Here is a 13,574-nt window from a genome sequence, read left to right on the forward strand (position 1 = left end):
GCGGGAGCGGGCGAGGGCGCACGCCAGGTCCGGACACTGGAGCGCCGCGGGCCACGCCTACCTCACTGCGGCGGCGCTCACCGCGGACCACGACGAGGCGCGGGGCCTACACATCGACGGCATCGACGCGCTCCTCGGGGCGGGGCGGATCAGCGAGGCCGCGGCTCTGTCCCACACGCTGGACCGTGTCCGGCCCGACCCCCGCCGCGATGCCGTCCTCGGTTCGCTCGCGCTGCACCTGGGTCACGCGGGAGAGGCGGAGTCGCTCCTCCGGCGAGCCCTCGACGCCGGGTCGACCGGTGGTCCCGATGTGACCGCCCCCGACCCTGTCGCCCTCGCCCAGAAGTTCGTGGTGCACTCACTGTGCCTGTGGCGCCCCGACCAGCTGAGGCACTGGGCCGGGGTCGTCATCGGGGGCGCCCTTCCCGACCAACCGGAGGTCGAGGAGGCCCGGGCCATCACCGTCCTGGGCGAGGCGATCGACGCCACCCCGGGGGCCGGCGTCGCCGACGAGGGCCGGATCGGTGCTCTCGCCCCCGCCGTGGCCCAGCGCTTCGAGATGGCCTCCGGATGGATCGCGCTCGCCCATGACGATCTCGAGACGGCCCGCCGCCGCCTGGGCTCGGCCGTCCCGACGGCCGACGTCTCCGGTTCCGCGCGGATCTCATTGTGGGCCCAGGCGTGGCTCGCACGCACCCATCTGCTCCGGGGGGACTGGGACGAGGCGCTCCGGGTCGTCGACACCGCCGCCCGACGTCTCGAGGACCTCGAGCTGGACCTGCTCGCCCCGGTGATCCACTGGTCCGGCGCCATCATCAGGTCCATGCGCGGCGACCACCTGGGGGCGGCCGCACACCTGAGGCACCTCACCACCACCGCGGACGCCTACCCGGTGCAGATCATCCCCTCCGCCATGGGGCGCATGCAGGTCGCCGCCGCCGCCGGTGACTACACCTCGGTGCGACGGGCCGCCGAACCGCTGCACGCCCTGTCCCTCCGGCTCGACATCGACCAGCCTGGCTTCTGGCCGTGGCACGATCTCTACGCCCACTCCCTCGTCCTGGCCGGCCGGCTCGAGGACGCCGAGGCGCTCATCGGCCCCCCTGAACAGCGAGCCGTGGAGCTCGGCCACCGGTCCACCCAGGCCAGGCTCGGCGCCGTCCGCTCCCGGATCGCCGCCGTCCGCGGGGACGTGGAGGAATGCTCCCGCATCTTCCACCGGAGCCTGGAATACCTCGACGGACTGGCGATGCCGTACTACTCCGCACAGATGCACTTCGGGTTCGGCCAGACCCTCCGACGGGCCGGTCGGCGCCGCGAGGCCCACCTCGCCCTCGGGACCGCCCGAGACCTCTACGAACAACTCGGCGCCCATGCCTACGTCGAGCGCTGTGAGCGGGAGCGCCGCGCCGGGGGCGTCGACGTGGCCCGCGCGGTCGGCAACTCCACCCTCACCCCGCAGGAACGGGCCGTGGCCACCCTCGTCGCGGCGGGGCGGACCAACGCCCAGGCCGCCGAGGAGCTGTTCCTCAGCGTCAAGACGATCCAGTACCACCTCACCCGCATCTACTCGAAGCTCGGGATCAACGGCCGCACCGAGTTGGCGGCCCACGTCGCCAGGTCCCGCCACCCGTTCGGGCCCGACCCCGACGAGTCAGGAGTCCCGTGACCACCGACAGCGCCCCCACCGACGGTCGGAGCCGGGACACCGACGCCCCGGCGGGAGACCCGTCCCGGACCACCGCACCGCTGCCGATCGAGATCCCCCGTCACCGCCGGCCCTCGCCGCGGCAGGTTCTCGCGGACCTGGGCCCCAGAGAATGTGCCAACGCCCTCATCGCGCTGATCTTCTCCGCGACCGGCCCCGTCGCCGTGATCCTGGCCGCGGGAGAACAGGGCGGGTTGTCCCCGCAGGAACTGTCCTCGTGGATCTTCGGGGTGTTCTTCGCCAACGGCATCCTCACCATTCTCATGAGCTGGATCTACCGGACCCCGTTGGCGTTCTTCTGGACCATCCCCGGCACCGTGATCGTGGGCAACTCGCTCGGACACCTTCGGTGGTCGGAGGTACTCGGCGCCTACGTCATCACGGGCGTGGTGATCCTGCTGATCGGCCTCAGCGGGGTCGCGCGCAGGGTCATGGACTGGATACCGATGCCCCTGATCATGGCCATGGTGGCCGGGGTGTTCCTCCGGTTCGGCCTCGGCCTGGTCGACGCGGTGTGGACCTCCGCCGCCGTGGCCCTGCCCATGGTGGTGGCCTTCCTCGCCGTCGGGGCCCTTCCGCGGGTGGCCCGGGTGGTCCCGCCCATCCTCGCCGCGATGCTGGTGGGGATCATCGCGGTGATACTCGACGGCGGGTTGTCGCGGGGAGTCCTGGACGACGGGCTGTTCGCCGTACCCATGGCGCAGGGGCCGGAGTTCACCGTCCGCGGTCTCACCGAGTTGGTGGCCCCCCTGGCCATCACCGTGCTCGTCGTCCAGAACGGCCAGGGGGTCGGGGTTCTCCGTGCCAAGGGGCACCATCCGCCGGTGAACGCCTGCGCCGTGGCCTGCGGGATCTGGTCTCTGCTGGTCTCCGCGATCGGCGGGGTCTCCACGTGCCTGACCGGACCGACCAACGCGCTGCTCGTCTCATCCGGGGAGCCCCGCCGGCACTACGCGGCCGCGATCGGCACTGGCGGACTCGCCCTGATCGTGGGGGTGCTCTCCCCCGCGTTCGTCGGCCTCATGGTCGGGACGCCGGCGGCCTTCGTCGCGGCGCTCGGCGGGCTGGCGATGCTGGCGCCACTGCAGTCGGCGTTCGTCACGGCGTTCCGGACCGACCGCGCGTTGGGGCCGCTGGTGTGTCTGCTGGTGACGGTGGCTGACGTGTCCCTGCTCGGGATCTCCGCGCCGTTCTGGGGGATCGTCCTGGGACTCGCGGTGTCGGCGCTGCTGGAGCGCCGCACCACGAGCTGACGGGTCCTACGCCGACTTCTCCCGGGGCTCGGAGTCGGAGAACGGGACGATCGTCGGCAGCACGTTGTGGAGCACCGTCTCGCCGGTGACCACCACGCGGGCGACGTCGTCACGTCCGGGGATGTCGTACATGACCGGCAGGAGGACCTCCTCCATGATGGCGCGCAGTCCACGGGCGCCGGTGCCGCGCAGGATCGCCTGATCGGCCACGGCCTCGAGGGCATCCGTGGTGAACTCCAACTCGACGCCGTCCATCTCGAAGAGCCGGGCGTACTGCTTGACGAGCGCGTTCTTGGGCTCGCTGAGGATGTTGACCAGCGCCTCGCGGTCCAGGCTCGTCACCGTCGCCACGACCGGCAGGCGCCCGATGAACTCGGGGATCAGCCCGTACTTCACCAGATCCTCGGGCATGACCTCGGCGAAGTTCTCGGTGGTGTCCAGGGAGCTCTTGCTGGCCACCTCGGCCCCGAAGCCCATCCCCTTGCGACCCACGCGGTCACCGACGATCTTCTCCAGGCCCTGGAAGGCCCCGGCGACGATGAACAGCACGTTGGACGTGTCGATCTGGATGAACTCCTGGTGCGGGTGCTTGCGTCCACCCTGCGGGGGCACCGACGCCTGCGTACCCTCGAGGATCTTCAGCAGCGCCTGCTGGACGCCCTCGCCGGACACGTCGCGGGTGATCGACGGGTTCTCGGCCTTGCGGGCGATCTTGTCGACCTCGTCGATGTAGATGATGCCCATCTCGGCACGCTTGGTGTCGTAGTCCGCGGCCTGGATGAGCTTGAGGAGGATGTTCTCCACGTCCTCGCCGACGTAGCCGGCCTCGGTCAGCGCGGTGGCGTCGGCGATGGCGAACGGGACGTTGAGCATCTTGGCCAGCGTCTGGGCCAGATAGGTCTTGCCACACCCGGTCGGACCCAGCATGAGGATGTTGGACTTGGCCAGCTCGACGGCGTCACCGCGACCGAGGGAGGCCCCCACGCGGATGCGCTTGTAGTGGTTGTAGACGGCCACCGCCAGGTTCCGCTTGGCGGCGTCCTGTCCCACCACGTACTCGTCAAGGAACGCGTGGATCTCCGACGGCTTGGGCAGCTCGTCGAGTGCCGAGTCCTGCGAGTCCTCGACCTCGGACTCGATGATCTCGTTGCACAGCTCGATGCACTCGTCGCAGATGTAGACCCCCGGACCGGCGATCAGCTTTTTGACCTGCTTCTGGCTCTTCCCACAGAAGGAACACTTCAACAGGTCGCCGCTCTCACCCACACGTGCCATGAGTTCTACGTCCTCGCATTCCAGGGGCCCGGATTCACACCCCGTAGTCGACGGTACGCGGGAGGGCCGACAATTCCGACCCCCCGCGCGATCAGTTCATTGGACCTGACGGCGCACCGCTACCCACTACGGCGCGCCGCCCGGACGTCAGTTGGTCGACGACAGCTTCCGGTAGTCGAACACGGTGTCGATGATCCCGTAGTCCTTGGCCTCGGCGGCCGTGAGGATCTTGTCGCGATCGGTGTCCTTGCGGATCTTGTCCGCCTCGTGGCCGGTGTGCAGCGCCAGGGTCGTCTCCATGAGGCGACGCATGCGCTCGATCTCCGCGGCCTGGATCTCCAGGTCCGAGACCTGCCCCTGGATCCCGCCGGTGGCGGGCTGGTGGATGAGGATGCGGGCGTTGGGCAGGGCGGCCCGCTTGCCCTTGGTGCCCGCGGCGAGCAGGACCGCGGCCGCCGAGGCCGCCTGCCCCAGGCACACAGTCACGATGTCGGGACGCACGTACTGCATCGTGTCGTAGATCGCCATGAGCGAGGTGAACGACCCACCGGGCGAGTTGATGTACATGGTGATGTCGCGGTCCGGATCCTGGCCCTCGAGGACGAGGAGCTGGGCCATGATGTCGTTCGCCGAGGCGTCGTCGACCTGGGTACCCAGGAAGATGATCCGCTCCTCGAAGAGCTTGTTGTACGGGTTGGACTCCTTGACGCCGTAGCTCGAGTGCTCGACGAAGGAGGGCAGGATGTAGCGCGAGGTCGGCAGTGAGGTCATCGGTGACTCCGTGGTGGTGTGCGGGGCGGGCTGGGCTGCGGGAGCGCTCCCGTGGGCGACGGGTTCGATGGTCACGACGGCGAGGTTCCACCGGTCTGGGAGGCGCGCGCGATCACGTGATCGACGAAGCCGTACTCCTTGGCCGCCTCGGCGGTGAACCACCGGTCACGGTCCGAGTCCTCGGTGACCTGCTCGAACGACTGGCCCGTGTGCTGGGCGATGAGCTCGGCCATCTCGCGCTTGGTGGCGGCGTACTGCTCGGCCTGGATCGCGATGTCGGCGGCCGAGCCACCGACGCCGGCGGACGGCTGGTGCATCATGATCTTGGCGTGCGGCAACGCGTAGCGCTTGCCCTTGGTCCCGGCGGTCAGCAGGAACTGGCCCATCGAGGCCGCCAGGCCCATGCCGTACGTCGCCACGTCGCACTCGACGAACTGCATCGTGTCGTAGATCGCCATCCCGGCCGTCACGGAGCCGCCGGGCGAGTTGATGTACATGGCGATGTCGCGGGTGGGGTCCTCCGCCGCGAGCAGCAGGATCTGCGCGCAGAGGCGGTTGGAGATGTCGTCGTCCACCTGGGACCCCAGGAAGATGATCCGCTCCTGCAGGAGACGCTCGTACACCGAGTCGCCGAGCGTCAACCCGTGGGATCCGGGCGAGCTGAGGGCGGGCTGCGTCGAACCGGGCTGTGCCGCTGAACCGTTCTGGGCCACGGGGTACCTACCTTCGCTGATCGTCTCACCGCTCCCGCGGTGCCCGGCCGTCCGGCGGCCGGGTATCCGTTACGTCAAACAGTAACCAACACCCACGACGGAACCGTCCCGACGGGGCGGGTGTTCGCTCTCAGCGTCGCCGTCCGCCGCCGCCGCCGCGGGCGCCGTCGACGTGAACGACGGAGCCGGGGACCACCGTCGGGTGGTCCCCGGCTCCGGGGGTGGTTCAGGCGGTGACGGTCAGGCGTCGTCGCCCTTGCCGTCGGTGGTCTCGGTCTCGGCCTCGGCGGCCTCCGCACCCTCGGCGGAGTCGGTGGCCTCCTCCTCACGCGAGCCGAAGAACTCGGTGGTGTCGACCGTGTTGCCCTCGGTGTCCGTGACGTTCGCCTGGACGATCACGTCGGCCAGGGCCTTGGAGCGCCGCACATCGGAGAACAGCGACCCGAGCTGGCCGGCCTGCTGGATCTGCTGCACGAACTGGTTCGGGTCCATGCCGTAGCGCTGGGCCTGGAACATGATGTGCTGCGTGAGCTCCTCCTGCGAGACCTCGGTCGAGGCGTCCTCGGCCACGGCGTCCAGCAGCAGCTGGCTGCGGATGGCGCGCGCGGCGCCCTCGCGGGTCTCGGCCTCGAAGGTCTCGCGGTCGGTGCCCTCGGCGGCCAGCGCCTGGTCGAGGATCCCGGGGTCCCCACCGAACTGGTCGATGAGCTGGTGCATCTGCGCGTGCGCCTCGGACTCGACGAGGGACTCCGGGGTCGGGATCTCGGTGGCCTCGATCAGCGCGTCCAGGACCTTGTCGCGGATCTCGCCGGCGAGGCCGGCCTTGGCCTGCTGCGCCACCTTCTCCGTGAGGTCGGCCTTGAGCTCGTCGAGGGTGTCGAACTCGCTGGCCATCTGCGCGAACTCGTCGTCGGCGTCGGGGAGCTCGCGCTCCTTGACGGACTGGACGGTCACGGTGATGACCGCCTCCTTGCCGGCGTGGTCGCCCGCGACGAGGGAGGAGGTGAACTCCTTGGACTCGCCGGCCTTGAGGCCCTCGGCGGCGTCGTCGAGGCCCTCGACGAGCGTGCCGGAACCGAGCTCGTAGGACAGGCCCTCGGTCGAGGCCTCGTCGACGGGCTCGCCGTCGACGGTGGCGGCCAGGTCCACCGAGAGGAAGTCGCCCTTCTCGGCACCGCGCTCGACGCCCTTGAGGGTGCCGAAGCGGGCGCGGAGGTTGTCGAGCTCGGTCTCCACCGCCGCCTCGTCGGTGGCGGGGGCCTCGACGGTGACCGCCAGGTCCGAGTAGGTCGGGAGGGTGATCTCCGGGCGCACGTCCACCTCGGCGGTGAACTCCACGACGTCGCCGTCCTCGAGCTTGGTCACCTCGATCTCCGGCTGCGCGAGGACCTTGAGGTCGTGCTCGTCGACGGCCTGGCCGTAGCGGGTCGGGATCATGTCGTTGATGACCTGCTCCAGGACCGCCGGGCGACCGATCCGCGCCTCGAGGAGCTTGGCCGGGGCCTTGCCCGGGCGGAAGCCGGCGATGTTGACCTGGCCGGCGAGCGACTTGTACGCCTTGGTGAAGTCCGGCTCGAGCTCAGCGAACGGCACCTCCACCGTGACCTTGACCCGGGTCGGGTTCAGCTGCTCGACAGTGCTCTTCACGGTGATGATCTCCTAGGAAAGTCGTGTGGGGTTCGTGTTTCGGGCTCCGCTGGTCGGGATGACAGGATTCGAACCTGCGACCCTCCGCTCCCAAAGCGGATGCGCTACCAAGCTGCGCCACATCCCGGTGAGTCGCGCGACCGACCACCCCGCGCCGTACGCGGGAAACCTGCCGGGCCGCCAAACCAACTCGCCCAGTGTACGACAGTGCCGCATCACGGCAGATTCCGAGTTGGCGGGCCGGGAGTTGGGAGCGCCGCACCGGTCCGGTAGTGTTGTCCCAGCGCGAGCGAGACGAGGGGGAAACCCCAGGTCAGCCGCCGATGCGGGCGTAGCTTAATGGTAAAGCCCCTGCCTTCCAAGCAGGCTACGCGGGTTCGATTCCCGTCGCCCGCTCCACACGACGCCCCCGCGACGCCCTCCCGGCGCTCCCGAGGATGGCGTCTCGCGGTAGCGCCTGTTCGATCGGATCCCAGCCGCCCCTGGGCATGGCGTCTCGCGGTAGCGCCTGTTCGATCAGATTGCAGCCGCCCCTGGGCATGGCGTCTCGCAGGCACTTCTGTGCCCGCGAGACGCCGTCGCGACGTGCGGCTGCGAGATGCTCGCCCGCTAACCGGCTAACCCGCCCGCCCGCGGCTGCGACCCGGCGACGGGTTCAGCGCGGCCGTTCCGGCTGGCAGGTCGGACACCAGAAGAGGGTCCGCGCCTCCAACGTCTGCAGGACGATCTCGTCGCGGCACACCCGGCACTGCCAGCCGTCCCGTTGGTAGACGTAGTTGCGCGGCCGGTCGGCACCACGTCGGGGCACGTCCCCGTGGTCGTGCTCCGGGCGGATCGTGTGGATGGCGCCGGTCTCCACCCCCACCTCCATCAACTGCACCAGGTCGTCCCAGATCGCGCGGAACTCGCCCTCCGTCACCCGAGAGCCGGCGCGGAACGGGTCGATACCGTGCCGGAACAGCACCTCGGCGCGGTAGACGTTCCCGACTCCGGCCAGGACCTTCTGGTCCATAAGCAGCGCACCTATCGGCCGCGCACTGCGTGTGATCCGCGCCCACGCCCGCCCGGGATCGGCGTCGGGATCCAGGGGATCGGGGCCCAGGCGGTCGCGCACGTCCACGACCTCTGCTTCGGCGATCACCTCGCAGCGGGTGGGGCCGCGCAGATCCACATAGTAGACGGGCCCGTCCCCCGCCGCGGCGCCCACGCGCATCCGCACCTGCCCCACCGGCGCGGGCGGCTCCTCCCCCGGTGGCACGAGGTGTGTGTCGAAGAAGCCGTACAGCCCCAGGTGGACGTGGACGGCGAGGCCGCCCTCGTAGTGGTGGAAGAGGTGCTTGCCGACGGCCGTGGCGTGGTCGAAGTGCCGACCGTCGACGACGACGTGGTCCGCGAACCGCCCCTGTGGGCTGGAGACGCGGACGGGCCCACCTGCGAAGTACTCGGAGTGCAGGCGGGCCAGTCGGTGGAGGGTGTGCCCCTCAGGCACGGTGTCGCTCAGGCACGGTGTCGCTCAGGCACTCGACTGATCAGGCCCCGGGGACCGTCGGCGCCTCGTGGGTGCGCTCGTACTCGGCGAGGATGTCGATGCGGCGCTGGTGGCGCTCGGCCTCCGACCAGCTCTGGTCGAGGAACGCGTCGACGATCGCCAGCGCCTCCTCCTGTGAGTGCATGCGCCCCCCGATGCCGATCAACTGGGCGTTGTTGTGCTCACGCGCGAGGCGGGCGGTCTCGACGCTCCACGCCAGGGCGCAGCGGGCGCCGGGGACCTTGTTGGCCGCGATCTGCTCGCCGTTGCCGGAGCCGCCCAGCACGATCCCGAGGCTGCCCGGGTCCGCGACGACCCTGAGAGCCGCGTCGATACAGAAGGCCGGGTAATCGTCCTCCGCGTCGTAGGTGTGGGCTCCGCAATCGACCACCTCGTGGCCCGTGGCCTTCAGGTGCTCGGCGATGACGTTCTTCGTCTCGAAGCCGGCGTGGTCCGCTCCCAGGTAGATGCGCATGGCGGCGATTCTGCCACGTCGGACCCGGGCCGCTGAAGGCGGTGGAGTCACGTCCGCAGCCGGATCACCATCGTCTCCGACGTCGCACCCTCCTCGTCGACGAAGCCCATGTCGGCGTACAGCCTCCGGGCCGGATTGCCTGCCTCGACGCTGAGGCTGACCCGTTCCAGACCCCGGTCCCCCGCTGCCGCGAGCACCGCTTCGAGCAACAGGGCTCCGAGGCCTCTCCCGCGGTACCCGGGCCACACGCACACGCTGAGCTCGGGGACTCCGTCGGCCACGTACCCGTAACCGGGATCCGCGGCGTCGAGGAACAGCAGCCACACCACACCGACCGGGCGTCCGGACACCTCCGCCACCAGCCCGAAGTCGCCACGGTCGGGTCGGAGTGCCGAATAGTGCGCCAGCGCGGGGTCGGCCGCCACGTCGGCGGCGGTGACCCGCTCCTGCCCCGTCCAGTTGACGTTGAGCACGGTGGCCTCTTCCACCAGTGAGTCGTCATCCGCGGAGAGCGGCCGCACGTGTACCGAGCCATCCGCGCTGTCCGCGGGCACCCTGAGCCACGAGATGTTCTCGGGGATCGCGAACGAGCGGGGGCGATGCCACTGCTCGACGACGCCGGCGTACCGCAGCCGGTCCGGGCGCAGCCAGCAGGTGTGATCGGGCCCCCATCCAGCGAGGACGGACGCCCCCTGCGCGGTGTCGATTGCGCGCCCGGCGGTGGAGAGGTAGCCGGTGACGGTCACGTGGACCGCGTCGTAGTGCTCGGCGACCTCGGCCCAGTCGGGGATCCACCAGCTTCCATCGCGCCCGGTGGTTCGCCACCAGTCGCCCCGCTTCTCCTGGGTCACCTCCAGCGGGAACTCGTTGACAAGACTCGCCCACTCCTGCGGGCTGTCGATCTCCCGGATTCGGGCCGAGGGTTCGACCTCGACCGGGTGGACGCGGGCCCGGCTCCACCCCATGTGATCCTCGGTGGTGTGTGGTGCCAGGGGGCCGACCGTCTCCCGGATTCGGGAGGTCCAGGCGATCCCGGCGAACACCGGCGCGGTCCACCACCGACCGGTGGTGGACCGCCAGTGGGGGTTGTCCGTGCCCGCGGACATCTTCTCCCTGATCTGATCCCGCCATTTCCTGAGCTGCGGGCGGGCGTCCCCGAGCGAGTCCACCGGCATCCAGTTGTCGAACAGGAGCTGGACGATGTTCTGGCCGGTCCTGTCGACGGGGTCGGACCACCAGTTCGTCGCGGGATTCTCCGAGAGGGCTCGGGCGATCGGGCGGAGTGTGGCCACCATGTCGGGGCGCGCGAGGCCCTCTCGGTCGTCGTCCGGTTCCTGCCAGTAGACGGCCTTCCACACGCCGGCGCTGAGTTCACCGAGGATCCTCGGCTCACTTAGTGAACGGACCTGTTCAGCCCGGACCGTGCCGAACTCGTCGATGCGCTGCTGAGCGGTCAGCCGCCACCAGTCGGTGCCGGGAGCGGCCGCCTCGGCCACGGCCGCGCACAACGCGCGGCCGTACGGCCCGTCCAGCAGGGACCCACCCGCGACGCTCATCAGCTCAGTCGAACTGCGGGGCCTCGGTGCGGCTGCGCTTGAGCTCGAAGAAGTAGGGGTACTCCGCGAGCAGGGCGGCGCCGTCGAAGACCTTGCCCGCGTCCTCGCCGCGCGGGATGCGCGTGAGGACGGGACCGAAGAAGGCCACGCCGTCCACGTGCACGACCGGGGTGCCGACCTCGTCGCCCACCGGGTCCATGCCACGGTGGTGCGAGGCGCGCAGCTCGTCGTCGTACTCATCCGACGCCGCCGCGGCGGCGAGACCCGCGTCCAGTCCGGCGGCCTCGAGCGCCTCGGTGATCACCGTGGGGTCCTCGATCCCCCGTCCCTGGTCGTGGATGCGGGTGCCGAGCTCGGTGTACAGCCGGCCCAGGACCTCCTGGCCGTGACGCTGTGCGGCGGCGATCGCGACCCGGACCGGGCCCCAACCGCGTGTCATCAGCGCGAGGTAGTCCTCGGGCAGGTCCCGGCCGTCGTTGAGGACGGACAGGCTCATGACGTTCCAGGTCAGCTCGATGTCCCGGACCTTCTCCACCTCGAGAATCCAGCGGCTGGTGACCCATGCGAAGGGGCACAGGGGGTCGAACCAGAAGTCGACGGAACGGGTGGCGTCGGAACCAGAAGATGTCATGACCCCATCCTCCTCGTCCGGGTCCCCGACTGCCACCCCGCCCCGGGTGGTAGGACTGGGGCCACCACCCCCGCCCAGGAACCGAGGACCTCCGATGCGCTCGCTCAATCTCACCCGTTCCGACGCCGCCGCCAGGGCGGAACTGCTCGACGTGGACACCTACGAGGTGGACCTGGACCTCACCGACGGCTCCGGCGGGCCGGGATCCGGGACGTTCCGGTCCCGCACGGTGGTCCGGTTCGCATGCTCCCGACCCGGGGCGGAGACGTTCATCGATCTGAGGTCGGCGCGGATCCGGTCGGTGACGTTGAACGGACGGGACCTGGAGACCGGGGACTATGACGACGAGGTGGGGCTGACGCTGCCCGACCTGCAGGAGACCAACGAGCTCGTCGTGGACGCCGATCTGGCCTACACCTCCACCGGCGAGGGCCTACACCGCATGGTCGATCCCGTGGACGGGGAGGTCTACTTCTACTCACAGTTCCAGACCGCCGACGCCAAGCGGGTGTTCGCCTGCTTCGACCAGCCCGACCTCAAGGCCCGCTACACGCTGACCGTCACCGCCCCCGCCTCCTGGGTCGTGGTGGCCAACACCCCGGCCGGCGAGTCCCCGGGCGAGTCGGGAGCGGTCGTGCACCGGTTCGAGCAGACGGAGATCCTGTCGACGTACCTCGTGGCCCTGATCGCCGGCCCCTATCACGTGGTCGAGGACTCCTACGTCGACGAGCACGGGACCATTCCACTACGACTGTTGTGTCGTGCGTCGCTCGCCGGGTACCTCGACTCCGATCGGCTGTTCACCGAGACCAAGGAGGGCTTCGGGTTCTATCACCGCGAATTCGGCATGCCGTACGCGTTCGGCAAGTACGACCAGATCTTCGTGCCCGAGTTCAACGCGGGGGCCATGGAGAACGCCGGGGCCGTGACGTTCCTCGAGGACTACGTCTTCCGCTCCCGCGTCACGGCCTACCGCTACGAGCGGCGCAACGAGACGGTGCTGCACGAGATGGCCCACATGTGGTTCGGCGACCTGGTGACCATGCGCTGGTGGGATGACCTGTGGCTCAACGAGTCGTTCGCGACCTTCGCCTCCGTCCTGGCCCAGGTGGACGCCACGCAGTACACCGACGCGTGGACCACGTTCGCCAACGTGGAGAAGGCGTGGGCGTACCGGCAGGACCAGTTGCCCTCCACCCATCCCGTGGCGGCCGACATGACGGACCTGGAGACGGTCGAGGCCAACTTCGACGGGATCACCTACGCCAAGGGCGCGTCCGTGCTCAAGCAACTGGTGGCGTACGTCGGACGCGAGCCGTTCCTGGCCGGCCTGCGCGCCTACTTCGCCGAGCACGCCTTCGGCAACGCCGAGTTCGACGACCTCCTGCGGGCCCTCGAGGCCTCCTCCGGCCGCGACCTGTCCGACTGGGCCGAGCAGTGGCTGCGGACCACAGGCATCAACCCGATCTCGGTGGAGGTGGACACCGCAGACGACGCCCAGGCGACGATCTCCGAACTGACCATCGTGCAGGGACCCGCCGCCCCGGGTGCCGGGGAGCTGCGCACCCACCGTCTGGGGGTCGGCCTCTACAGCCGTAACGACTCGGGCGCGCTGGTGCGCACCGCGTTCGCGGAGCTGGACGTGGACGCCGAGCGCACGACCGTCCCGGACATGTCCGGCCTTCCCGTTCCCGACCTGATCCTGCCCAACGACGCCGACCTGACGTACTGCTCGGTGCGCCTCGACGAGCGCTCCCTGACCACTGTCCTGGGCTCCATCGAGGACGTGACGGACTCGCTCGCCCGGACCCTGTGCTGGTCCGCACTGTGGGAGATGACCCGGGAGGCCCGGCTCCCGGCTCGCCGGTTCGTCGAGGTGGTCACCCGCGCGGCCCCGCGCGAGGCCCACATCGGCGTGGTCCAGCGCGTGCTGGCCCAGGCGCAGTCCGCGCTGTCCAGGTACGCCGACCCGGACTGGGCGGCCGCCACCGGCTGGCCGGAGTTCTCGGACGCGATG

General features: G+C 70.0%; 11 protein-coding genes and 2 tRNA genes. 4 read left to right on the forward strand and 9 right to left on the reverse strand.

The annotated features are described in order from the left end of the window. Together G6028_RS08190 and G6028_RS08195 are read left to right on the forward strand one after the other, a co-directional pair. Positions 1-1,669 (forward strand): LuxR family transcriptional regulator (locus G6028_RS08190; protein WP_241730634.1); only part of this gene is annotated, 1,669 nt, incomplete at its 5' end. An 80-nt stretch (positions 1,670-1,749) separates the two neighbouring features. Beyond that, a complete protein-coding gene (locus G6028_RS08195; protein ID WP_182658592.1) occupies positions 1,750-2,961 on the forward strand; it encodes a benzoate/H(+) symporter BenE family transporter in 1,212 nt (403 codons plus the stop codon). A 6-nt stretch (positions 2,962-2,967) separates the two neighbouring features. On the opposite strand, the gene clpX is transcribed toward G6028_RS08195, so the two are convergent. The 5 genes from clpX to G6028_RS08220 form a co-directional block, all read right to left on the reverse strand. Further along, positions 2,968-4,236, reverse strand: coding sequence for an ATP-dependent Clp protease ATP-binding subunit ClpX (gene clpX / locus G6028_RS08200; RefSeq protein WP_182658588.1), 1,269 nt, complete (start codon positions 4,234-4,236; stop codon positions 2,968-2,970). Positions 4,237-4,383: 147 nt separating this feature from the next. Further along, the gene (locus G6028_RS08205) at positions 4,384-5,007 is read right to left on the reverse strand and encodes an ATP-dependent Clp protease proteolytic subunit (RefSeq protein WP_179526200.1); all 624 of its coding nucleotides are present in this window, start codon (positions 5,005-5,007) and stop codon (positions 4,384-4,386) included. Between the two features lie 71 nt (positions 5,008-5,078). Beyond that, the gene (locus G6028_RS08210; RefSeq protein ID WP_107748149.1) at positions 5,079-5,720 is read right to left on the reverse strand and encodes an ATP-dependent Clp protease proteolytic subunit; all 642 of its coding nucleotides are present in this window, start codon (positions 5,718-5,720) and stop codon (positions 5,079-5,081) included. Between the two features lie 240 nt (positions 5,721-5,960). Then, positions 5,961-7,367 (reverse strand): trigger factor, encoded by a 1,407-nt coding sequence (gene tig / locus G6028_RS08215; protein WP_182658589.1) that lies wholly within the window; start codon positions 7,365-7,367, stop codon positions 5,961-5,963. 50 nt (positions 7,368-7,417) lie between these two features. After that, positions 7,418-7,494: transfer RNA gene (locus tag G6028_RS08220), tRNA-Pro, on the reverse strand. Positions 7,495-7,692: 198 nt separating this feature from the next. Between G6028_RS08220 and G6028_RS08225 the strand changes: the two genes are divergently transcribed. After that, positions 7,693-7,766 (forward strand) — tRNA-Gly (locus tag G6028_RS08225). 256 nt (positions 7,767-8,022) lie between these two features. On the opposite strand, the gene G6028_RS08230 is transcribed toward G6028_RS08225, so the two are convergent. Genes G6028_RS08230 through G6028_RS08245 form a run of 4 tightly spaced genes read right to left on the reverse strand, consistent with a single transcriptional unit; the run spans position 8,023 to position 11,557 of the window. Beyond that, positions 8,023-8,856: an Fpg/Nei family DNA glycosylase gene (locus tag G6028_RS08230; protein WP_182658590.1), complete on the reverse strand. Its 834-nt coding sequence runs from the start codon at positions 8,854-8,856 to the stop codon at positions 8,023-8,025. Between the two features lie 40 nt (positions 8,857-8,896). After that, complete coding sequence (locus G6028_RS08235) at positions 8,897-9,370, reverse strand: ribose-5-phosphate isomerase (RefSeq protein WP_182640949.1); 474 nt, start codon at positions 9,368-9,370, stop codon at positions 8,897-8,899. Positions 9,371-9,417: 47 nt separating this feature from the next. Continuing rightward, positions 9,418-10,926, reverse strand: a complete 1,509-nt coding sequence (locus G6028_RS17640) for a GNAT family N-acetyltransferase (protein ID WP_241730635.1) — start codon at positions 10,924-10,926, stop codon at positions 9,418-9,420. 4 nt (positions 10,927-10,930) lie between these two features. Further along, positions 10,931-11,557, reverse strand: a complete 627-nt coding sequence (locus G6028_RS08245) for a mycothiol-dependent nitroreductase Rv2466c family protein (RefSeq protein WP_179524910.1) — start codon at positions 11,555-11,557, stop codon at positions 10,931-10,933. 94 nt (positions 11,558-11,651) lie between these two features. Here G6028_RS08245 and pepN point away from each other — a divergent pair. After that, positions 11,652-13,574: aminopeptidase N (gene pepN / locus G6028_RS08250; RefSeq protein WP_182658591.1), on the forward strand; the 1,923-nt coding region annotated here is incomplete at its 3' end.

The organism is Dietzia cercidiphylli, from assembly GCF_014145145.1.
In the GTDB taxonomy this organism is placed as follows: domain Bacteria; phylum Actinomycetota; class Actinomycetes; order Mycobacteriales; family Mycobacteriaceae; genus Dietzia; species Dietzia natronolimnaea.

Excerpts from the sequence above, each read along its gene's own strand:
- clpX (WP_182658588.1), bottom strand. The coding sequence starts at position 4,236 with ATGGCACGTGTGGGTGAGAGCGGCGACCTGTTGAAGTGTTCCTTCTGT.
- G6028_RS17640 (WP_241730635.1), bottom strand. The coding sequence starts at position 10,926 with ATGAGCGTCGCGGGTGGGTCCCTGCTGGACGGGCCGTACGGCCGCGCG.
- G6028_RS08235 (WP_182640949.1), bottom strand. The coding sequence starts at position 9,370 with ATGCGCATCTACCTGGGAGCGGACCACGCCGGCTTCGAGACGAAGAAC.
- G6028_RS08245 (WP_179524910.1), bottom strand. The coding sequence starts at position 11,557 with ATGACATCTTCTGGTTCCGACGCCACCCGTTCCGTCGACTTCTGGTTC.
- G6028_RS08205 (WP_179526200.1), bottom strand. The coding sequence starts at position 5,007 with ATGACCTCACTGCCGACCTCGCGCTACATCCTGCCCTCCTTCGTCGAG.